The following is a 21,363-nucleotide window of genomic DNA, read 5'->3' on the forward strand; positions in this document are numbered from 1 at the left end:
GCCCATGACCGTCGGCACCGCTCACGCCGCCCCGCCCGCCACCGCGGGCCGGCCCGCCCACCGCGACGGCAACGTCCTGCGCTGGCTCGCGGCCTACACCGCCTCGATGGTGGGCGACAAGGTGTACTACATCGCCCTGTCCTGGGCCGCCGTCCGCGCGGGCACGCCCTCCCAGGCCGGGCTCGTGATGGCGGTCAGCGCCGTGCCCAGGGCCCTGCTGATGCTCGGCGGGGGAGTCGTCGCCGACCGGTTCGGGCCGCGGAAGGTCGTCATCGGCAGCGACGCCGTGCGCTGTGCGGCCGTCCTCGCGGTGGCCGCGCTGCTGTTCGCGTCCGAGCCCGGTCTGTGGCTGCTGGCGCTGCTCGCGCTGGTCTTCGGCACCGTCGACGCCGTCTTCATGCCGGCCGTCGGCGCACTTCCGGCCCGCGTGACCACCCGCGGCCAGCTCGCCCGCGTGCAGGGCATGCGCGGCCTGGCGATCCGCTTCGCCAACGTCGTCGGTGCCCCGCTCGGCGGGCTCGGTGTGGCCGTCGGCGGCGCCGCGGCCGCGTTCGGTCTCGCCGGCCTGCTGATCGCCGTGTCGGTGCCGCTGCTCGTGTCGGTCCGCATGAGGGCTCTCCCGGTCGACGCGTCCGAGGGTGCCGCCGCGTCCGACGGGGCGGATGCGTCCGGTGCGTCCGAGGGGGTGGACGGAAAGACCGCCGGAGAGGCGTCCCGGACCGCCTGGCGGGACCTGCGCGACGGTCTCCGCTACATCCGGCGCCACCCGGTGCTGGCCCCGCTGATCGTCGCCATCGCCCTCGGCGACCTCGGGTTCGTCGGCCCGCTCAACGTCGGACTCGCCCTGCTGGCCGACCAGCGCGGCTGGGGCGCCTCCGGCATGGGCTGGGTGCTCGCCGGCTTCGGCACCGGCGCGGGCCTCGTCTCCCTGCTGCTGACCGCGCGCGGACGCCTGCCCCACGCGGGGCGCGTCATGTCCGTCGCGATCCTGCTGGGGTGCGTGGCGATCGGCTCCCTCGCGTACGTCCCCGGCGTGGCGGTCGCCGTGGGCGTGGCCCTGCTCGTCGGACTCCTCGCCGGGCTGAGCGGCGCGCTGTGCGGCGCCCTGCTGCAGACCGAGACGGACCCCGCCTACCTCGGCCGGGTCAGCGCGGTCGCCGGCCTCGTCAGCCTCGGCTTCGCCCCGCTGAGCATGCCGGTGTCCGCCGCCGCCATCGGACTGTGGGGCACGGGCCCCGTCTTCGTCGTCAGCGCCGCGGTCTGCGGCCTCGGCGGCGTCGTCGCCCTGTGCTCGCCGCCCCTGCGCCGCGCCGAACTGCCCCGGTAGGCGGCAGCGGCACGGACCCGGGGCGCGCGGGGCACCAGGGGGAGGTCAGAGGCCCAGCTGCTTGGCCTCGTTCAGCCGGACGATCGCGTCCTTGTCGCCCTCCAGCTCCACGTCCGCCACGTTCTGGCGTCCGTAGGTGAAGAGGAGCAGCTCGGAGGGCTCGCCGGTCACCGTCACCACCGGCGTGCCCTTGCGGGCGACCGCCGTCTGGCCGTTCGGGCGGCGCAGCACCAGGCCGGTCGGCGCGCCGCGGCCCACCAGCCGCGCCGTACGGTCCAGCCGCGACCACAGCGCGTCCTGGAAGACGGTGTCCAGAGGCCGGGGCGTCCAGCCGGGCCGGGCCCGGCGCACGTCCTCGGTGTGGACGTAGAACTCGATCGTGTTCGACGCCTCGTCGATCTGCTTCACCGAGAACGGCGAGAACTTCGGGGGCCCCGTACGGATGAGCCGGATCAGCTCCTCGTACGGCCTCTCGGCGAACTCCGCCTGGACCCGTTCCAGCCGGGGCATGAGCTGCTTGATCAGGATCCCGCCCGCGGCGTCGGCGCGGCGCTCGCGCACCACGACGTGCGCGGCGAGATCGCGGGTGGTCCAGTCCCCGCACAGGGTGGGGGCGTCCGGTCCCTCGGCCTCCAACAGGTCGGCGAGGAGAAGTCGTTCACGCTTCGCATGGGTCGACATGTGAGCCAGCCTACGACCGTGGCACCGGTCCGCCCAGTGGAGATACGGCCCCGGCGCCGCGCGGTCCGCCCAGTGGACGTCCTCCGGGTGCGCCCGGCCGGGGCGGCACAATGGTCGGCATGACCAGCACGCCCCCTCCCAGCAGCCTCGACCCCGCGATCGCCGCACGCCTCCGGCGCAGCGCCGACGGGCTCGTCCCCGCCATCGCCCAGCAGTACGACACCGGTGAGGTGCTGATGCTCGGCTGGATGGACGACGAGGCGCTGCATCGCACGCTCACCACGGGCCGCTGCACCTACTGGTCGCGCAGCCGCCAGGAGTACTGGGTCAAGGGCGACACCTCGGGACACGTCCAGCAGGTGAAGTCCGTGGCGCTCGACTGCGACGCCGACACCGTCCTGGTCAAGGTCGACCAGACCGGCGCGGCCTGCCACACCGGCGCCCGCACCTGCTTCGACGCCGACGTCCTGCTCGCGGACGCCGTGTCCGGCACACCGGCCGCCGGTCAGTAGGGTCAGCCGCCATGGACCTCGAGACGTTCCGCAAGCTGGCCACCGACCGCCGGGTGATCCCGGTCAGCCGCAAGCTCCTCGCGGACGGCGACACGCCCGTCGCCCTCTACCGCAAGCTGGCCGCCGAGCGCACCGGCACCTTCCTGCTGGAATCGGCCGAGAACGGCCGGTCCTGGTCCCGCTACTCCTTCGTGGGCGTCCGCAGCCACGCGACGCTGACCGAACGCGACGGACAGGCCCACTGGCTCGGTACGCCCCCCGTCGGCGTGCCCGTCGGGGGTGATCCGCTGGTCGCCCTGCGCGCCACGATCGAGGCCCTGCACACGCCGCACGCCGGAGACCTGCCCCCGTTCACCGGCGGCATGGTCGGCTACCTCGGCTACGACATCGTGCGCCGCCTGGAGTGGATCGGCCCCGGCGAGCGGGACGACCTGCGGCTCCCCGAGCTGACCATGCTGCTCACCAGTGACCTCGCCGTCCTCGACCACTGGGACGGCACGGTCCAGTTGATCGCCAACGCGATCAACCACAACGACCTCGACACGGGGGTCGACGAGGCGTACGCGGACGCCGTCGCCCGCCTCGACGCGATGGAGGCCGACCTCTCCCGCGCGGTGTCCCAGCCCCCGGCCGCGCTCCCGCCGTCCGAGCTGCCCGAGTACACCGCGCTGTGGGGCGGCCCGGACTACCAGGACGCCGTCGAGGACATCAAGGAGCGCATCCGGGCCGGCGAGGCCTTCCAGGTCGTCCCGTCGCAGCGCTTCGAGACCCCGTGCACGGCGAGCGCGCTCGACGTCTACCGCGTCCTGCGGGCGACGAACCCCTCGCCGTACATGTACCTATTCCGCTTCGACGGCTTCGACGTCGTGGGCTCCTCGCCCGAGGCCCTGGTCAAGGTCGAGGACGGGCAGGCGATGGTCCACCCGATCGCCGGCACCCGGCCCCGCGGCGCCACCGTCCAGGAGGACCAGGCACTCGCCGACGAGCTGATCGCCGACCCCAAGGAGCGCGCCGAGCACCTGATGCTCGTCGACCTCGGCAGGAACGACCTGGGCAGGGTCTGCGAGCCCGGCTCGGTGGAGGTCGTCGACTTCATGTCCATCGAGCGGTACTCGCACGTCATGCACATCGTCTCGACGGTCACGGGCCGGGTCGCGCCGGGGCGTACGGCCTTCGACGTGCTGACCGCCTGCTTCCCGGCGGGCACCCTCTCCGGCGCGCCCAAGCCGCGCGCCATGCAGATCATCGACGAACTGGAGCCCTCCCGGCGCGGGCTGTACGGCGGCTGCGTCGGCTATCTCGACTTCGCCGGCGACTCCGACACGGCCATCGCCATCCGCACCGCGCTGCTGCGGGACGGCACGGCGTACGTGCAGGCCGGTGCCGGCGTGGTGGCGGACTCCGACCCGGTCGCGGAGGACGACGAGTGCCGCAACAAGGCCGCGGCGGTCCTCCGCGCGGTGCACACGGCGAACCGGCTCGGGAAATAGGACGCGTCTCACGTGAACCCCGGGTGACGGTTCGCCCGGGGTTCAGGCGATAGTGGAGTACGTGACTGCTGTACCTCGCCCCCGATCCGAAGCCGCCGCAGGACCCACCGGGTCCGGCCGCCGCAGCCTCGCCACAGCCCTGTTCTGCGGCGCGCTCGGCGCGGCCGTGACGCTGCTGTCCACCCGGCGGAACTGGTCGGAGGGCACCGCCTCGGTGGCCGGCGGCGAGTTCCCGCTGACCGCCAGCGGCAGCGACGTCACGGGGGTGCCGGCCGCTCTCGCCGTCGTGGGCCTCGCCGCGCTCGTCGCGGTCTTCGCCGTACGCCGGTCCGGGCGGCTCCTGGTGTCCGTGCTGCTCGCGCTGTCGGGCGCGGGCACCGTCGCCGCGGCGCTGCTGGGCGCGAACGACAGCTCCGCGCTCGACGAGAAGGCGGCCGAGGCCTCCGGTGACACGTCCGCCACGGTGGACGCGCTCAGCCACACCGCCTGGCCCTACGTCGCGGCCGTCGGCGGAGCACTCATCCTCCTCGCGGGGCTGCTCGCGCTGCGCTACGGACGGCTGTGGCCGGCCATGTCCGGCCGCTACGAACGGGACGGCACGCCCCGGCCGCGCAAGGCCAAGCCCGTGGACCCCGACCGGCCGGAGGACCTGTGGAAGGCCCTGGACCGCGGAGAGGACCCGACGGGCACCTGAGGGGTGTGATCCAGGCAACACTCCCTGGAGGACCCCGGCCCCTTGCGGGCCCCGGTCGGCGGGACCTTCGGCCCGGGACGTCCGTCCCGACCCGGTCCGCCCGGCCGAAGAGGAGACACCCCGCGCTCAAGGCAGACGCGCGCATACGGGACAATGGACGGCGAGCGTCCGACTCACACACGCACACAGCAACGAGGAGCAAGTCATGGCGGGCAGCAGCCACGGTCACACCCCGGCCGCCTGGACCGGTGTCATCATCGCCTTCATCGGTTTCTGCGTCTCCGGTGCCTTCATGGTGCTGGCCAACCCGCTGGGCTTCTGGGCCGGCATGGTCATCGTCGTCCTCGGTGGTGTCGTCGGCATGGTCATGCGGGCGATGGGCCTGGGCCAGCCGAAGGAGGCGCACGTGCAGAGGCCGCACACGGCGCCCCAGGTCGCGGGCGCGGAGAGCTGATGCCCGCCGCGGCGAACCCGGCCGCGGCAACCTGAAGACGTCGGAAAGCGGCCCCCGGAGCCCTCGGGGGCCGCTTCTGCGTGTCCAGGGACGTCCCGGACCGTTCCGGACGCTCCGAGTGCCGCCGCCCCGCGAGCACCGGCTGTCCCACGTGTGACGGGCGCGCGCGGCGCGCGCGGGGCAGAATGCGTGGGGTGAACGCCGAATCCCAGAGCGTGACTCCGCCCGGAGCCGCCACCCCCGGCCCGGTCGCCGGGGCGGTGCGGCGACTGGCGGTGCCCGCGGGCGTCCTCGCGGTCGTCGTCGGCGCCTTCGCCTACGTCGGAGCCGTCGACCCCAACGAGCCCGGGCACTACCCCGTCTGCCCGCTGCTGCGCTACACCGGGCTCTACTGCCCCGGCTGCGGCGGACTGCGCAGCGCGCACGCGTTCGTGCACGGGGACGTCGCGACGGCGCTCACGGACAACGCGCTCGCCGTCGTGGGATACCTGGTGTTCGCGGTGGTGTGGGCCGTCTGGGCGGTCCGGTCGGCCCGCGGCCGGCCGGTGCGGATCGACCTGGGGACCGCGCAGCTGTGGGGCGCCGGCGTGTTGCTGCTGGTCTTCACCGTTGTCCGGAACCTGCCGTTCGGTGGCTGGCTGCACCCTTGATCATGTGGCAAATGTCCAGGTAGTGGGACCGGCGTCAACCGGATGCGAGGCCTTCGCCTTCCTCCGGATACCATCGCAGTGACCCGTCTGAACCGTCAGGTACGGCGAACCCGGGTCGACCGCTCGACCGCTTCAACCGTCCACCGCTGGGAAGGGGGCCGCTCGCGTGAGTGTGCTCGACGAGATCATCGACGGAGTCCGTGCCGACCTCGCGGAGCGGCAGGCGCGCGTCAGCCTCGACGAGCTCAAGGAGCGCGCCGCCAAGGCTCCCGCGGCCAAGGACGGGGTCGCCGCCCTGCGCGGTGACGGCGTCAAGGTCATCTGCGAGGTCAAGCGCTCCAGCCCCTCCAAGGGCGCGCTGGCCGCGATCGCCGACCCGGCCGCCCTCGCCGCCGATTACGAGGCGGGCGGTGCGGCCGTCATCTCCGTACTGACCGAGCAGCGCCGCTTCGGCGGTTCGCTCGCCGACCTGGAGGCAGTCCGCGCCAAGGTCGACATCCCGGTGCTGCGCAAGGACTTCATCGTCACGTCGTACCAGCTGTGGGAGGCCCGGGCGTACGGCGCCGACCTCGCCCTGCTGATCGTGGCCGCCCTCGACCAGGCCGCCCTGGAGTCCCTCATCGAGCGCGCCGAGTCCATCGGGCTCACCCCGCTCGTCGAGGTGCACGACGAGGACGAGGCCGAGCGGGCGGTGGACGCCGGAGCGAAGGTCATCGGCGTCAACGCGCGCAACCTGAAGACGCTGAAGGTGGACCGCACCACCTTCGAGCGGGTCGCCCCCGAGATCCCGGACTACCTCGTCAAGATCGCCGAGTCGGGGGTCCGCGGACCGCACGACCTGATCGCGTACGCCAACGCCGGCGCCGACGCCGTCCTGGTGGGCGAGTCCCTGGTCACCGGCCGCGACCCGAAGGCCGCCGTCTCCGACCTCGTCGCGGCCGGCGCCCATCCCGCCCTGCGGCACGGACGGGGCTGACGCACCCGTGACCGAGCCGATCGTCTCCCGCCACCGGGTGAGCCTGCGCTCGCCCGGTGCCGACGGGTGCCTGCGATCGGCCGCCCCGCTCCCCGCCGCCCCGGCGGCCCGGGACCCCTACGCCCGACTGGCCCGCGGCTGCCGTCCGCGCGGCTGCCGGGCACCCGCCCGCCGTGTGCACGGCCGCCGGGTCCGTTACGTCATCGGGGACGAACCGGGGCAGGTCAACGGCATGCGATGGCGTCGGCGCGTGCATGCGCCGACGCCGACCCCGGCCCGGACCGCCCTCCCGGCGGTCTGACCGGTCCCTCCACCGCCGCCCCGTGGCCGCGGCGACGGGGACGGGCCGCCGGGTCCGGCGCCCGCGGCGCGTTGTGCGCGTCCGTGGACGAACGTGATCCCAGTCCGACCCCAACCGGGGCAGACGCCCCTGCGAGGTAACCGCATGCCCAGCGAGTTCTTCATTCCCGACCCCGACGGTCAGGTCCCCAGCGCCGAGGGCTACTTCGGCGCGTTCGGCGGCAAGTTCATCCCGGAGGCGCTGGTCGCCGCCGTGGACGAGGTCGCCGTCGAGTACGACAAGGCCAAGGCCGACCCCGAGTTCGCCCGTCAGCTGGACGACCTGCTCGTCCACTACACGGGGCGCCCGAGCTCCCTCACCGAGGTGCCGCGCTTCGCCGAACAGGCCGGCGGCGCCCGGGTGTTCCTCAAGCGCGAGGACCTGAACCACACCGGCTCGCACAAGATCAACAACGTGCTCGGCCAGGCCCTGCTCACCAAGCGCATGGGCAAGACCCGGGTGATCGCCGAGACCGGCGCGGGCCAGCACGGCGTCGCCACCGCCACCGCCTGCGCGCTCTTCGGCCTCGAATGCACCATCTACATGGGCGAGATCGACACCCGGCGCCAGGCGCTGAACGTGGCCCGGATGCGCATGCTCGGCGCCGAGGTCATCGCCGTGAAGTCCGGCAGCCGCACCCTGAAGGACGCCATCAACGAGGCGTTCCGCGACTGGGTCGCCAACGTCGACCGCACGCACTACCTCTTCGGCACCGTGGCGGGCCCCCACCCGTTCCCGGCGATGGTGCGCGACTTCCACCGGGTGATCGGCGTCGAGGCGCGCCGGCAGATCCTGGAGCGCGCCGGACGGCTCCCCGACGCGGCCATCGCCTGCGTCGGCGGCGGTTCCAACGCCATCGGGCTCTTCCACGCCTTCATCCCGGACGCGGACGTCCGCCTCATCGGCTGCGAGCCCGCCGGGCACGGCATCGGGACCGGCGAGCACGCGGCCACGCTGACCGCCGGCGAGCCGGGCATCCTGCACGGCTCGCGGTCCTACGTGCTGCAGGACGAGGAGGGGCAGATCACCGAGCCGTACTCCATCTCGGCGGGACTCGACTACCCCGGCATCGGCCCGGAGCACAGCTACCTCAAGGACAGCGGCCGCGGCGAGTACCGCGCGGTCACCGACGACGCGGCGATGCAGGCACTGCGGCTGCTCTCCCGCACCGAGGGCATCATCCCGGCCATCGAGAGCGCGCACGCGCTGGCCGGCGCCCTGGAGGTCGGCAGGGAGCTGGGCAGGGACGGACTGATCGTCGTCAACCTGTCGGGGCGCGGCGACAAGGACATGGACACGGCCGCCCGCTACTTCGGCCTGTACGACACGGATGCCGTCGTCGAGGCGGACGAGGCCGGCGACGGCGCCGAGATCGAGGGGGATGCCAAGTGAGCGGCAACATCCAGCTGCTGAGCGACACGCTCGCCGGTGCCCGGGCCGAGGGCCGGTCCGCGCTCATCGCCTACCTCCCGGCCGGCTTCCCGACCGTGGACGGCGGCATCGAGGCCGTGAAGGCCGCCTTCGACGGCGGCGCCGACGTCGTCGAGGTGGGGCTGCCGCACAGCGACCCCGTCCTGGACGGGCCCGTCATCCAGACCGCCGACGACATCGCCCTGCGCGGCGGCGTGAGGATCGCGGACGTGATGCGCACGGTCCGCGAGGCGTACGCGGCCACCGGGAAGCCGGTGCTGGTGATGACGTACTGGAACCCCATCGACCGCTACGGCGTCGAGCGCTTCACCGCCGAACTCGCCGAGGCCGGCGGCGCCGGGTGCATCCTGCCCGACCTGCCGGTGCAGGAGTCGGCGCTGTGGAGGGAGCACGCCGAGAAGCACGGCCTCGCGACCGTCTTCGTCGTCGCCCCCAGCAGCAAGGACACCCGCCTCGCCGAGATCACCGCGGCGGGCTCCGGATTCGTGTACGCCGCCTCGCTGATGGGCGTCACCGGCACCCGCGAGTCGGTGGGCGCCCAGGCGCAGGACCTGGTGCGGCGCACCAAGGCCACCACCGAGCTGCCCGTCTGTGTCGGCCTCGGAGTCTCCAACGCCGCGCAGGCCGCCGAGGTGGCCGGCTTCGCCGACGGGGTGATCGTCGGCTCCGCCTTCGTGAAGCGCATGCTCGACGCGCCGGACGAGGCGGCCGGACTGGACGCCGTGCGCGCCCTCGCGAGCGACCTGGCGAAGGGCGTGCGCGGCACGGCCTGACCTCGTCCGTGCGGGCGCGCGGGGCATCCGGCCCCGGGCGCCCGTGCCCGGACGCGCGGCCGGATACCCGCACGTAAAGGACAATCCACTCACTCGAACGGGTGGACCTCGGGCCGGGGAGGCGCGCTGCGCCTCCCCGGTTCGTTCTGCCGGATGTGAGCGAGAAGAACCGTGACGGAAAGCGCAGCGCCCGCGAGCGGCTGGCGGTCGAGCGAGAGAAGCAGAAGTCCGCGGAGAAGCGCCGCCGCGCGCTGATCGTGGGGGCGTCGGTGGTCTGCGTCCTTGGTCTCGCCGCGGTGGTGGGCGTCCTCGCCGCCGGCGCGGGCAAGGACGACAAGAGCGACGCGGCGGGCCCCGTCGTGTCGCCCTCCGGGGCGCAGGGCAAGGACGGTCTCGCGATCCCCGTCGGCCAGGACGGCGCCAAGTCGGCCCTCACGGTCTACGAGGACTTCCGCTGCCCCGCGTGCAAGTCTTTCGAGACGGTCTACCGCCCGACCATCCACGAACTGGTGGCCGCCGGTCAGCTGAAGGTCGACTACCACCTCGCCACCCTCATCGACGGGAACATGGGCGGCAGCGGCTCCCGCCAGGCGGCCAACGCCGCCGCCTGCGCCCAGGACGCCGGGAAGTTCACCGAGTACCACGACGTGCTGTACGACAACCAGCCCCAGGAGACCGACGACGCCTTCGCCGACACCGGCAAGCTCATCGAGCTGGCGGGGAAGGTCGACGGGCTGGACACCCCGGCGTTCCGCACGTGCGTGAAGGACGGCACGCACAACAGCTGGGTCGTGAAGTCGAACCAGGCCTTCCAGGCCGGTCACTTCGGCGGCACGCCGACGGTGCTGCTCGGCGGCAAGAACATCTACGCGGACCGGACGATGACCCCGGCCAAGCTGAAGCAGCTGGTGCAGGCCGAGAACAAGGGCTGAACCGCCCGCGAAGCCCCCCGGCAGGCACGTGCCCCCGGTCTCCCGCAGGCCGGGGGCACTCCCCGTTATGGACCCGTAGCCGGGCTGCCCGCCGTGGGCCGCGTCCGGCACGGTAGCGTCGACCCTGCCATGGAACTTGCCTACATTCCCAGCCCGTCACGCGGTGTGCTGCACCTCGGCCCCATTCCGCTGCGCGGCTACGCGTTCTGCATCATCATCGGCGTCTTCGTGGCCGTCTGGCTCGGCAACAAGCGCTGGATCGCCCGCGGCGGGCGTCCCGGCACGGTCGCCGACATCGCGGTCTGGGCCGTGCCGTTCGGCCTCGTCGGCGGACGGCTCTACCACGTGATCACGGACTACGAGCTGTACTTCAGCGAGGGCCGCGACTGGGTGGACGCCTTCAAGATCTGGGAGGGCGGCCTCGGGATCTGGGGCGCGATCGCACTCGGCGCCGTAGGTGCGTGGATCGGTTGCCGCCGCCGCGGGATCCCGCTGCCCGCGTGGGCCGACGCCCTCGCGCCCGGCATCGTCTTCGCCCAGGCCATCGGCCGCTGGGGCAACTGGTTCAACCAGGAGCTCTACGGCCGGGAGACCTCCGTCCCCTGGGCGCTGCACATCACGTCCTCGACGGACGGGCGGGTGCCGGGCTACTACCACCCGACGTTCCTGTACGAGTCGCTGTGGTGCGTCGGCGTCGGTTTCCTCGTCATCTGGGCGGACCGCCGCTTCAAGCTGGGGCACGGCCGGGCGTTCGCGCTGTACGTCGCCGCGTACTGCGTGGGCCGCGGCTGGATCGAGTACATGCGCGTCGACGACGCCCACCACTTCCTGGGCCTGCGCCTGAACGACTGGACCGCGATGGTGGTCTTCGTCCTCGCCGTGGTCTACATCGTCCTCTCGGCGCGGATGCGGCCGGGACGCGAGGAGGTCGTCGAGCCGGGAGCCGGCACGGAACCCTCGGCAGGGACCGACGGTGACGCCGACGGCCCGGCGGACGACACCAAGGCCGACGGCAAGGCCGACGGTGACGCCGTGGACCTCGGCAAGAAGCCCGGCGCGGCGGACGGGGAGAAGCCCGGCGCGGAGCCCGACGCCGAATCCGCGGAGCCGGCCGGGGCCGAGGCCGCCGCCGACACGGGGACCGACGACTCCGCCGCCCCCGACGACTCCGCCGCTCCCGACGACTCCGCCGCAGCGAAGAAGGACGAGGCGGGTTCGGCCAAGAAGGGCTGACACACCCCTGCATGACGGAGGGCGCCGGATCACGGATCCGGCGCCCTCCGCCCGTGTGCGGGTGGCCGTGGGCACGGATGCCTCATCCGCGGCGGCGGGCCAGGGACAGGGTGCGCCGGGCGCCCGCCACCACCGCCGCGTCCACGAAGCGGCCGTCGGGCAGGGCCTGGGCGCCCGGGTGGGCGGCGGCGGCCTTGAGCACGGCCTCGGCGTACTCGGTCTCCTGTGCCGTGGGCAGATACGCCCGCTCGATCACGGGGAGCTGCCGGGGATGGATGGCCGCGCGCCCCAGGAAGCCCAGCGCATGGCCGTGGGCGCAGGACACGGCCAGCCCGTCCAGGTCCCGGATGTCCGGATAGATCGACTGGGTGGGCGGCGCCAGACCGGCGGCCCGCGCGGCCACGACCACACGGGCACGCGCCCAGTCCAGGCCCGCGTCCTCCCGTACGCCGAGGTCCGCCCGCAGATCGGCCTCGCCGAGCGCGATCCCGCGCAGCGCGTGGTGCGAGGAGGCGATGGCGAAGGCCTGCTCCACGCCGAGGGCCGTCTCCAGGAGCGCGTACAGCCGCGGGGCGCCGCCCTCGGCGGGGACGGCGCTCTCCGCCACGCGCACGACGTCGCGGGGCGAGGTCACCTTCGGGAGCCGCAGACCGGACAGGCCCGGCAGTGGGGCGAGCACCTTCAGGTCGTCCTCGGCCAGCGGCCCGTCCAGGGCGTTGACGCGGACGTGGACGGCGACCGGGTGGACATCGGCCAGCAGGTCCGCCGCGGCCCCGCGCGCGTACTCCTTGCGGTCGGGGGCGACCGCGTCCTCCAGGTCGACGATGACGACGTCCGCGCCGGAGGCGAGGGCCTTGACCATCACGTCGGGGCGGTCGCCGGGTACGTACAGCCAGGTGAGGAGCGGCTCCGGGGTCACAGGGCGCCCTCCGACCGCAGACCCTCGATCTCGGGCTCGGTGAGACCGAGTTCGGCCAGGACCGCCTCCGTGTCCGCGCCGTGCGGGCGGCCCGCCCAGCGGATCGCGCCGGGGGTGGAGGAGAGCCGGAAGAGGACGTTCTGCATGCGCAGCGGGCCCAGTTCGGGGTCGTCGACGGTGGTGAGGGTGTCCAGCGCCGCGTACTGCGGGTCGGCCATGACGTCCCGCACGTCCTGGACGGGCGCCACCGCAGCCTCGGCCTTCTCGAAGGCCTCCAGGACCTCCTCGCGGGTGTGGCGGGCGATCCAGGTGCCGACGGCCTCGTCCAGGACGTCCGCGTTGCGGGCCCGCTCCGCGCCCGTCGCGAACCACGGCTCGTCGATCAGCTCCGGGCGGCCGACCAGGCGCATCAGCCGCTCGGCGACGGACTGCGCCGACGTCGACACCGCGACCCACATGCCGTCGGCCGTCCGGTAGGTGTTGCGGGGCGCGTTGTTGGCGGAGCGGTTGCCGGTACGGGGCTGTACGTGACCGAGCTGGTCGTACCAGAGGGGCTGCGGACCGACCACGGTGAGGATCGGCTCGATGATCGCCATGTCGACCACCTGGCCCTCGCCCGTGCGGTCCCGGGCGGTCAGCGCCGTCATCACCGCGTACGCCGTCGCCAGGCCGGCGATCGAATCGGCGAGGCCGAAGGGCGGCAGGGTGGGCGGGGCGCCCGGTTCGCCGGTGATCGCGGCGAACCCGCTCATCGCCTCGGCCAGTGTGCCGAAACCGGGCCGGTGCGCGTACGGGCCGAACTGGCCGAAGCCGGTGACACGGGCGAGCACCAGCCGCGGATTGACCGCCGACAGCTCCGTGAAGCCGAGACCCCACTTCTCCAGCGTGCCGGGGCGGAAGTTCTCGACGACCACGTCGGCCGTCGCGGCGAGGCGGAGCAGGGTGTCGCGGCCGCCCGGGCTCGACAGGTCGAGTGTGATCGTGCGCTTGTTGCGGCCGAGGAGCTTCCACCACAGGCCGATCCCGTCCTTCGAGGGGCCGTGGCCCCGGGACGGGTCGGGCTTGGCCGGATGTTCCACCTTGATCACCTCGGCGCCGAAGTCGCCGAGCATGGTGGCGGCCAGCGGTCCGGCGAAGAGGGTCGCCAGGTCGAGCACGCGCAGGCCGGTGAGCGGGCCGTGTTCCGTCGCCGTACCGGCTCCGTGCTCGACCGCCGTGCCGGCTCCGTGTTCGGCCGCCGTGCCGGCTCCGTGTTCGGCCGCGGTGCCGGTGAGGTGGTCCGGACGGGCGCTCATGACGCGGGCCGCGACGCCTGGGCGTCGATCTCGGAGCGGAAGGGCATCGAGGACGAGGCGCCCGCCCGCTGCACGGAGAGGGCGGCGGCCGCCGAGGCCCAGGCGAGGGCCGACCGCATCGGCCGGCCCTCGCCGAGCGCGACGGCCAGGGTGCCGACGAAGGTGTCACCCGCGCCGGTGGTGTCCACGGCGGTCACGCGCGGCACCGGGACGCTGATGGGGTCCGAGTCCCGGGCGACGTACAGGCAGCCTCCCGCGCCCAGCGTGACGATCACGGCCGGGACCCGGGCGAGCAGTGCCTTGGCCGCCTCCCGGGGTTCGGAGATCCCGCCGAGTGCCGCCGCTTCGTGCTGGTTGGCGATCAACAGGTCGATGTGGTCGAGGAGTTCGGGTGGCAGGGGCTGGACGGGGGAGGGGGTCAGCACCGTGCGGACGCCGTGGCCGCGGGCGGCCTCGGCGCCCGCGACGACGGCCGCCAGCGGGATCTCCAGCTGGAGCAGCAGGGCGTCCGCGGTGGCGATGAGGGCCTCGTCGCCGGGGGCCAGGTGGTCGACGGTGCCGTTCGCGCCCGGGATGACGACGATGGCGTTGGCGCCCTCGTCGTCCACCACGATGTGGGCGGTGCCGGAGGGGCCCTCGGTGGTGCGCAGGTGGTCGGTGTCCACGCCGGAGTGTTCGAGCGTGGACCGCAGCGCGGTGCCGAAGGCGTCGTTGCCCACCGCGCCGATCATCGAGACGTCGGCGCCCGCGTGGGCCGCGGCGATCGCCTGGTTGGCGCCCTTGCCGCCGGGGATGGTGCGGAACTCCCTTCCCGTCACGGTCTCTCCGCGCTGCGGGGCCCGTGCGACGTAGGCGACGAGATCCATGTTCGTGCTGCCGAGCACGGCGATGTGGGTCATGGGCGGCAGGCCTCCTGGTGGCTCTGGCGGTGGGTGAGCTGGGCGAGGGTGTCGAAGCCGACGCCGTTGAAGTCGGCGATCGAGGTGGCCAGTCGGTTCTTCAGGGGAGCGGTCCACCGGTCGGGCAGGGCTCCGGGGTCCCCGGCGAGCAGACCGGCCACGCTGCCGGCCGTCGCGCCGTTGGAGTCCGTGTCCCAGCCGCCGGACACCGCACGGCAGACGGAGCCCGAGAAGTCGCCGTCCGCGTGGGTGAGCGCGGCGGCGAGCAGGGCGGTGTTGGGGACGGCGTGCACCCAGTGGTAGGCGCTGTGGGTGGCGTGCAGCTCGTCCACGACGACATCGAAGTCCGCTGTCGTACGGGCGAGCCGGACGGCGTGGCGGACCGCCCGGGCCAGCCGGGAGCCGGACGGGACGACGGCGAGGCCCGCCCGGACACAGGCGTGCACGTCGCCGCCTCCGCCGGCCGCCTCGGCGAGGGTCGCCGCCGCGAACATCGCCGCGTACACGCCGTTCGCCGTGTGGGTGAGGACGGCGTCCCGGTGGGCCTGCTCCGCGGCGGCGGCCGGGTCGCCGGGGTTGGTCCAGCCGTGGACGTCGGCGCGGATCAGGGCGCCGATCCACTCGCGGAACGGGTTGCGGTGGCGGGCGGTGCGCGGCGGCTCCACACCGGAGAGGAGGTTGCGGTAGGCGACGCGCTCCGCGGTGAACGTGCGGCCCGCCGGGAGTTCGTCCAGCCAGAGGCGGGCCACGTCCGCGGTCCCGAAGCCCCGGCCGTAGCGCTGGAGCAACAGCACGTTCAGCAAGGGGTAGTTGAGGTCGTCGTCCTCCGGCATGCCGTCGATGTTCTCGGCGAGGGAGGTCGGCGCCGAGCGCGTGTTCCAGGGGTACGCCGCCGCCAGTTCCCCGGGGACTCCGCGGGCCGTGAACCAGGTGTGCAGCGGCCAGTTGCCGGTCGCCCGGGCCAGCGCGCGGATGCCTTCCAGGGGGAGCTTCTCCACGGGCTTGCCGAGGAGGCAGCCCACGGCCCGGCCGAGCCAGGCGGCCTCCAGGGCGCCCGGTCCCGCCGTCCCGGCCGGACCGCGCGCCCGGCGTACCGGCCAGTCCGGGCAGCGGTCCTTGATGAGTGCGAGACCGGTGGGTTCCCGGTCCGCCAACCCGCTGGGCAGATCGGCCAGTTCGTCGAGCAGGTCCTCCGCCAGGACCCGCAGGTACGGGGAGACCGGTGCCGGCGAGGCACCCGCCCGGGTGGGCGCCTCGGGGCCGCCCGCCGCCCGCCAGCGTGCCGCGACGGCCCCGGCCTCACGGCCGTCCTGGGCGGCCTGGCGCAGTTCGTGGCCGAGCAGGTCCTCGGGCTGCACCCAGGTCAGCCGGAGCACGGCGCCCCCATGAGCCCGGCGAACGCGGCCTCGTGGGCGCGCCGGCGCCGTACGTCCCGCTCGAAGATCTCGCGGGTGACCTCGGCGAGCGCCGCCGCGGGCGCGTCCAGGTCGAGACGGCTCGACTCCGCGACCGTCTTGGACCAGTCGCGGGGGATCTCGGAACCCAGGGCGCCGGCGAGGGCGCCGGCCATCGTGGCGATGGAGTCGCAGTCCCGGCCGTAGTTGACCGAGCCCAGCACCGCGTGGCGAAAGTCCCCGTCGGCGACCAGCAACATGCCGAGGGCGACGGGGAGTTCCTCGATCGCGTGCAGCCGGGAGGGGCGGCGGGCGCCGAGCGAGGGGGCGCGGTAGTCGGGGCCGACGGTGTCGTAGGGGGTCACCGCCTCCCGCAGCGGCCGGAGCGCCGACTCGAAGTCCGTATGCCGGGCGGCGACCTCGCAGACCGCCTCCACCGCGGCCCGGGTGCCGTCCTTGGCCAGGGCCAGGCAGGCCTCGACGACGGAGGCGGGGGTGGCGCCGGGGGCACACGCGGCGGCGACGGCCGCCGCGAAGACACCCGCCGCCTCCCGGCCGTAGGACGACTGGTGCGCGCCGGCCACGTCGACCGCCTCGGCGTACGCGGCGGCCGGGTTCGCCGCGTTGACCAGGCCGACCGGGGCCATGTACATCGCCGCACCGCAGTTGACGATGTTCCCGGTGCCGGCCTCACGGGGGTCGACGTGCCCGTAGTGCAGCCGGGCCACCAGCCACTTCTCGGCGAGGAAGATCCGCTGCAGGGGCAGCGCCTCCGCCTCCAGCTCGGGGATCCAGCGCGGGGTGCCCATGAGGTCGGGGACCAGGTGCTCGGCGATCGCGTAGGCGTCGAGGTGGTCGCGGACCCGGGTGTACACGCGCACGAGGGCGTGGGTCATCAAGGTGTCGTCGGTGACGTGTCCGTCACCCTTGTGGTACGGGGCGATCGGGCGCGCGGTGCGCCAGGCGTCGCCGTTCCAGGGGCCGACGACGCCGTGCACGCGGCCGCCGTGCCGTTCGAGGATCTGCTCGGGCGCATACCCCTCGACCGGACCGCCGAGGGCGTCGCCGACGGCGGCTCCGACGAGGGCCCCGGTGATCCGTTCTTCCAGGGTTTCCATGGGTGTGGGCGTCATGCCCGAATCATCCTCCTGGTGTGCTCAGTTCCGTGGCTGCCAGGAGTCCGGCGAGTTCCACCAGGTCGGTGCCCGTGAGACGGGGCAACGCGCAGCCGGAGAGGGTCCGGCAGGCCTCGCGCCAGGCGGCGGGGACCGTGTCGCCGCCGCCGAGTGCGCCGGTCAGGGCACCGGCGAGGGCGGGGGCGGAGTCGGCGACCCGGGACAGGCACGCGGCGGCCGGCACGGCTTCGGCGATCCGGCCCCGTGCGACGAGGGCGAGGGCCAGGGCGACGGGGACGGTCTCCGCGGCGGCGATGCCGTAGCTGTAGACGTGGTCGACGATCTGGTGCTCCAGCAGGGGTACGAGGCCGAAGGTGCTGTCCGCGGCGCGGGCGAGGGCGATCGCGTGCCGGGCGTTGCGGCCGATCTCGGTCGTCTCGGGCAGCTCGGCCAGTGCGGCCGTCACGCACGCGTCGACGTGGGCGCCGCTCAGGGCCAGCGCGAGGGCGGCGGCCATGGCGCGGGCCCCGTGCACGCCGTCGCCGTCCTGGGTGTAGCGGGCGTCGAACTCGGCCAGTTCCGCGGCGAGTCGGGGGTCGCCGGGGTGGGCGACGGCGAGGACGCAGGCGCGTACGCAGGCGGCGTCGTCGAAGTAGTGCGGATTGTCGTGGCCGGTGGCGGGCGGGCGCAGACCGGTGGCGAGGTTGCCGAGACCGGCCCGCACCGAGATCCGGGCGCGCAGCGGCAGCACGGCCGACTCGACCTCCGGTGCGCGTTCGGCCGCGGCGGCCACCTCGCCGGCGACGGCGTTCCACGCCAGGTCGATCGCCGCGCGCATGCGGCGTTCCCGGCTCAGGTCGCCGAGGGCGCCCTCGTCCCCGGCCCGCAGGACGGCCTCGGCCGCGAAGGCCGCCCACTCGGCGTCGTCCGAGGGGCCGAGCCGCAGGGGCTCGGGCGGCTGGTTCAGGGCGATGGGGACGGGCAGGGTGGTGGTCGCGTTCTGCTCCGCGAACGTGTCCAGCTCCCGGGTGAGGCGCCGCGTCCACTCGGGCATCCGCGCGGCCCGGTGCCGGGCCGCCGGCCAGCCCGCCGCGTCCCCCGCGGCCAGCCCCAGCAGCAGCCCCTCGATCCGCCGCACGGACACACCGGCACGGGGCACGACGGCCACGCCGGGCCGCCCTCCTCGCTCGTCGGCGTCCGTCCGCCCGTTCTGCGTCGACCTGACACCGGTCCGGGGTTCGGCGTCCCCGCTCGGCTGGTCGGTGTCTCCGGCCTGCGCGGTGTCCGGCGGTCTCGCGCCGGTCCGGGTGCCGGGGTTCGCCGGCCGCGTCCGCCCCGGCGGCCGGACGCCACGGCGGACGGCGGTCACCGGTGGTCGCCCCCGGGTCCCCGTACCGGCGCCCACCACGCGCCGGCCCGCCGCCGCTCCCGTGCCGGTGTCGTCGGCCGGTCCTGCGTCGGTCCCTGCGTCGGTGTCTTCCGTCGGTTCTGCGCCGGTCCGCGTGCCGGTGTCGTCGGCCGGTCCTGCGTCGGTCCCTGCGTCGGTGTCTTCCATCGGTTCTGCGCCGGTCCGCGTGCCGGTGTCGTCGGCCGGTCCCGCGCCGGTCCCTGCGTCGGTGTCCTCCGTCGGTCCTGCGCCGGTCCGCGTGCCGGTGTCCTCCGTCGGTGACGCGGCGGGCCGTGCTGCCGTCCGTACCGTTGCCGTAGCGTCCGTGAAGGTCGGCGCCTCGGTGGCCGGGGGGACCTCGGACGCCGCGCCCTCGCGGGGTTCGTCTCCTACCAGGCCCGGTGTCATGGGCGTACCTCGTCGGGCTCGGCGGCGGTGAACACGCGGTCGGGGGAGAGCCGGGTGACCTGGAGGGCGGGGCCGGTGCCCGCGAGCACCCCGGCCGGACGGGTGTCGTCGTCGTCCGGCGTCAGCAGGTCCGCCACGTCCAGTACGTGATGGCCCGCCATCGACGGGAGGCAGCTGCCCCGCGCGGGTCCGATGGCCGCCGCCCAGGCCTCCGGGATGGAGCCGGCGCCCCGCGTGGCACCGGCCAGCGCTCCGGCCACCGCCGCGGTGGTGTCGGCGTCGCGGCCCATGTTGACCGCGGTGAGCACCGACTCCGTGAAGTCGCCGTCGGCCGCCGCGTACGCGCCGAAGGCGAGGGCGACGGCCTCCGGCGCCAGGTCCGTCCACGGGTAGCCCCCGACGACCACCGCCGAGCGGACCGCGCGTTCCCCCCGGTGGGCCACCGCGACCGCGCGCCGCAGGGACCTGGCCGTCCACGAGTCGTCCGGGATCACGGCCAGGGCGCAGGCCACGACGGCGATGGCGGGAGCGCCGGTCATCGCCGCCGCGACCCCGGCCGCCACCGCCTGGCCGCCGTAGATGCCCTCGCCCTCGTGACTGACCGAGCCGTCGATCGCCACCAGCCGGGCCGCCTCGGCGGGACGGCCCGCCGCGAAGACGCCGAAGGGGGCCGCGCGCATCGCGAGTCCGTCGCTCCAGGCGTGCCGGTGCTGGGCGGAGATGGGCGCCGTGAGCCCTCTCCGCAGGTTCTCCAGCGTGCCCCGCTCGCTGAAGCCGGCGCCCCGGAAGGGCCCCTCGTCCCGGTCCGCGATCCAGTGGTGCCAGGCCGTCTCCACGTGGGCCGCCGTGAGCGCCGAGCCGTGGCGCGCCAGGAGCAGCCCGGAGAAGATCGCGTACTCGGTGTCGTCGGTACCGGCCGGATGCTCGGCGACGTACCCGGTGATCCGGCCCCACCGGGCGCGGATCTCGGAGGGCTTCATGTTCTCGGCGGGTGCCCCGAGCGCGTCCCCGACGGCGAGGCCGAGCAGCGCACCGCGCGCCCGGTCACGCAGATCGGCGCCGCCCTGGGGTGCCGGGACCGAGGGAATGCAGGCGATGGAAGCCATACGGTGCCTCTCCTCTCGGGGCTCCCGTCGCCGCACGGCGCCGCGGCGCGGAAGCGTGCGGGAACCGCCGTGCGCGAACCGCGGTGCGGAGACCGTGCGCGAACCGCGGTGCGGAACCGTGCGCGGAACCCTTTGCGGATCTGTCCCACCTGAGCGGTTCGGCACTGCCTCACGGCCCGCAGCGTCACCCGGTCGACATCTGTGCGACTCCGACCACGGATGAGCGTCAGAGGGTAAAAGCGCAGGTTAGCGCAGCCTTTCCTTGCTGGCGGAAGAGAAATTCGAGGCGTACCTTCGTTGTTGTCGAAAAGTAGAACACGTCCAAAGAGACCTGCTGGGGGACCGAGATGGCGATCATCGACACCGAGGCCGCGCTGCACGACGCGCACCGCGACAACCACACCCACCGCGACGTCAACGGCGGCTGGCTGCGCCCCGCCGTGTTCGGCGCGATGGACGGCCTCGTCTCCAACCTCGCCCTGATGACGGGTGTCGCCGGCGGATCCGTCGCGCACCAGACCATCGTCATCACCGGCCTCGCCGGTCTCGCGGCCGGCGCGTTCTCGATGGCCGCCGGCGAGTACACCTCCGTCGCCTCCCAGCGTGAACTGGTCGAGGCGGAACTCGACGTCGAGCGGCGGGAATTGCGCAAGCACCCCCAGGACGAGGAGCGCGAGCTCGCCGAGCTGTACGTGGGCCGCGGGGTCGAGCCCGAGCTGGCCAGGGAGGTGGCCAGGCAGCTCTCCCGCGACCCCGAGCAGGCGCTGGAGATCCACGCGCGCGAGGAGCTGGGCATAGACCCCGGCGACCTGCCCTCGCCCACGGTCGCCGCCGTCTCCAGCTTCGGGTCCTTCGCCCTGGGTGCCCTGCTCCCCGTACTGCCCTATCTGCTCGGTGCGACCGCCCTGTGGCCCGCGCTGCTGCTGGCGCTCATCGGACTCTTCGCGTGCGGGGCCGTCGTGGCCAAGGTGACCGCGCGGTCCTGGTGGTACAGCGGGCTGCGGCAGCTCGTCCTTGGGGGCGCCGCGGCGGGTGTGACGTACGCCCTGGGCAGCTGGTTCGGTACCGCCGTAGGATGAGGCCCGGCTCACTTATGCACGGGACTGCATAAGTAGTCGTTACCCGGCGGTTTCGAACGCTTAACCACCGGGCATGAGCCGTAAGCGCTGTGGGCAATGAGGCCCGCGCCGCACCCTGCGCGACGGGCGACGTTGCCCATCGCGACCGGACCCGCGGACATCGATCTGTCCGCTCGGTCCCACCCACTTCACCGCCGTGCGCGGTACCCCCGCCGCGACCCCGCGGTGTCCGCATGTTGGAACGAAGTATCCGGTTCCCGAGAACCGC

Annotated in this window: 21 protein-coding genes; 13 read left to right on the forward strand and 8 right to left on the reverse strand. The window is 74.1% G+C overall.

Translation table 11 applies throughout. From position 1 onward, the window contains the following. Nucleotides 1-4: 4 nt before the first annotated feature. Nucleotides 5-1,327, forward strand: a complete 1,323-nt coding sequence (locus tag ACZ4NT_RS18125) for an MFS transporter (RefSeq protein ID WP_467726257.1) — start codon at nt 5-7, stop codon at nt 1,325-1,327. 45 nt (nt 1,328-1,372) lie between these two features. Here the strand turns inward: ACZ4NT_RS18125 and ACZ4NT_RS18130 are convergent, their stop codons facing one another. After that, nucleotides 1,373-2,008: a TIGR03085 family metal-binding protein gene (locus ACZ4NT_RS18130; protein ID WP_121403565.1), complete on the reverse strand. Its 636-nt coding sequence runs from the start codon at nt 2,006-2,008 to the stop codon at nt 1,373-1,375. A gap of 119 nt (nt 2,009-2,127) precedes the next feature. Between ACZ4NT_RS18130 and hisI the strand changes: the two genes are divergently transcribed. From hisI to lgt, 11 genes are all read left to right on the forward strand, one after another. Beyond that, nucleotides 2,128-2,520: a phosphoribosyl-AMP cyclohydrolase gene (gene hisI / locus ACZ4NT_RS18135; protein WP_121404777.1), complete on the forward strand. Its 393-nt coding sequence runs from the start codon at nt 2,128-2,130 to the stop codon at nt 2,518-2,520. 11 nt (nt 2,521-2,531) lie between these two features. Then, complete coding sequence (locus ACZ4NT_RS18140) at nt 2,532-4,010, forward strand: anthranilate synthase component I (protein ID WP_467726259.1); 1,479 nt, start codon at nt 2,532-2,534, stop codon at nt 4,008-4,010. 52 nt (nt 4,011-4,062) lie between these two features. Continuing rightward, on the forward strand, nt 4,063-4,704 hold the full coding sequence (locus ACZ4NT_RS18145; protein WP_121403567.1) for a TIGR02234 family membrane protein: 642 nt from the start codon (nt 4,063-4,065) through the stop codon (nt 4,702-4,704). A 205-nt stretch (nt 4,705-4,909) separates the two neighbouring features. Then, nucleotides 4,910-5,158 carry an HGxxPAAW family protein gene (locus ACZ4NT_RS18150; RefSeq protein ID WP_121403568.1) on the forward strand — a complete coding sequence of 83 codons (249 nt, stop codon included), beginning with the start codon at nt 4,910-4,912 and terminating at the stop codon, nt 5,156-5,158. Between the two features lie 185 nt (nt 5,159-5,343). Then, complete coding sequence (locus tag ACZ4NT_RS18155) at nt 5,344-5,808, forward strand: DUF2752 domain-containing protein (protein WP_121403569.1); 465 nt, start codon at nt 5,344-5,346, stop codon at nt 5,806-5,808. Nucleotides 5,809-5,974: 166 nt separating this feature from the next. After that, the gene (gene trpC, locus ACZ4NT_RS18160; RefSeq protein ID WP_467726261.1) at nt 5,975-6,784 is read left to right on the forward strand and encodes an indole-3-glycerol phosphate synthase TrpC; all 810 of its coding nucleotides are present in this window, start codon (nt 5,975-5,977) and stop codon (nt 6,782-6,784) included. 70 nt (nt 6,785-6,854) lie between these two features. Beyond that, nucleotides 6,855-7,085 carry a tryptophan biosynthesis modulator TrpM gene (trpM, locus tag ACZ4NT_RS18165; RefSeq protein WP_121404778.1) on the forward strand — a complete coding sequence of 77 codons (231 nt, stop codon included), beginning with the start codon at nt 6,855-6,857 and terminating at the stop codon, nt 7,083-7,085. Between the two features lie 144 nt (nt 7,086-7,229). Further along, entirely contained in the window at nt 7,230-8,516 is a 1,287-nt protein-coding gene (gene trpB, locus ACZ4NT_RS18170; RefSeq protein WP_121403571.1) for a tryptophan synthase subunit beta, read from the forward strand. Next, a complete protein-coding gene (gene trpA / locus ACZ4NT_RS18175; protein WP_121403572.1) occupies nt 8,513-9,328 on the forward strand; it encodes a tryptophan synthase subunit alpha in 816 nt (271 codons plus the stop codon). Before trpB ends, trpA begins: the two co-directional genes overlap by 4 nt. Nucleotides 9,329-9,483: 155 nt before the next feature. Next, nucleotides 9,484-10,260: a thioredoxin domain-containing protein gene (locus ACZ4NT_RS18180; protein WP_183116877.1), complete on the forward strand. Its 777-nt coding sequence runs from the start codon at nt 9,484-9,486 to the stop codon at nt 10,258-10,260. 129 nt (nt 10,261-10,389) lie between these two features. Then, a complete protein-coding gene (gene lgt, locus ACZ4NT_RS18185) occupies nt 10,390-11,493 on the forward strand; it encodes a prolipoprotein diacylglyceryl transferase (RefSeq protein ID WP_121403574.1) in 1,104 nt (367 codons plus the stop codon). An 82-nt stretch (nt 11,494-11,575) separates the two neighbouring features. Here lgt and ACZ4NT_RS18190 read toward each other — a convergent pair whose 3' ends face one another. The 7 genes from ACZ4NT_RS18190 to ACZ4NT_RS18220 all read right to left on the reverse strand — a co-directional run bounded on the left by ACZ4NT_RS18190 (nt 11,576) and on the right by ACZ4NT_RS18220 (nt 20,016). Further along, entirely contained in the window at nt 11,576-12,412 is an 837-nt protein-coding gene (locus ACZ4NT_RS18190; protein WP_121403575.1) for an HpcH/HpaI aldolase/citrate lyase family protein, read from the reverse strand. Further along, nucleotides 12,409-13,707: a CaiB/BaiF CoA transferase family protein gene (locus tag ACZ4NT_RS18195; RefSeq protein ID WP_467726264.1), complete on the reverse strand. Its 1,299-nt coding sequence runs from the start codon at nt 13,705-13,707 to the stop codon at nt 12,409-12,411. Before ACZ4NT_RS18195 ends, ACZ4NT_RS18190 begins: the two co-directional genes overlap by 4 nt. Then, nucleotides 13,704-14,606 (reverse strand): ribokinase, encoded by a 903-nt coding sequence (gene rbsK, locus ACZ4NT_RS18200; RefSeq protein ID WP_121403577.1) that lies wholly within the window; start codon nt 14,604-14,606, stop codon nt 13,704-13,706. The genes ACZ4NT_RS18195 and rbsK overlap by 4 nt, the downstream gene beginning before the upstream one ends. Continuing rightward, complete coding sequence (locus tag ACZ4NT_RS18205; RefSeq protein WP_467726266.1) at nt 14,603-15,982, reverse strand: ADP-ribosylglycohydrolase family protein; 1,380 nt, start codon at nt 15,980-15,982, stop codon at nt 14,603-14,605. Before ACZ4NT_RS18205 ends, rbsK begins: the two co-directional genes overlap by 4 nt. Further along, entirely contained in the window at nt 15,970-17,133 is a 1,164-nt protein-coding gene (locus tag ACZ4NT_RS18210) for an ADP-ribosylglycohydrolase family protein (protein ID WP_121403579.1), read from the reverse strand. Before ACZ4NT_RS18210 ends, ACZ4NT_RS18205 begins: the two co-directional genes overlap by 13 nt. Before the next feature lie 7 nt (nt 17,134-17,140). Next, nucleotides 17,141-18,523, reverse strand: coding sequence for an ADP-ribosylglycohydrolase family protein (locus tag ACZ4NT_RS18215; RefSeq protein WP_467726363.1), 1,383 nt, complete (start codon nt 18,521-18,523; stop codon nt 17,141-17,143). A 383-nt stretch (nt 18,524-18,906) separates the two neighbouring features. Further along, nucleotides 18,907-20,016 carry an ADP-ribosylglycohydrolase family protein gene (locus tag ACZ4NT_RS18220; protein ID WP_467726268.1) on the reverse strand — a complete coding sequence of 370 codons (1,110 nt, stop codon included), beginning with the start codon at nt 20,014-20,016 and terminating at the stop codon, nt 18,907-18,909. A 347-nt stretch (nt 20,017-20,363) separates the two neighbouring features. Here ACZ4NT_RS18220 and ACZ4NT_RS18225 point away from each other — a divergent pair, with 347 nt between their 5' ends. Beyond that, entirely contained in the window at nt 20,364-21,095 is a 732-nt protein-coding gene (locus tag ACZ4NT_RS18225; RefSeq protein WP_121403580.1) for a VIT1/CCC1 transporter family protein, read from the forward strand. The last annotated feature ends 268 nt before the right edge of the window (nt 21,096-21,363 follow it).

The organism is Streptomyces sp. NPDC026417, assembly GCF_055567695.1.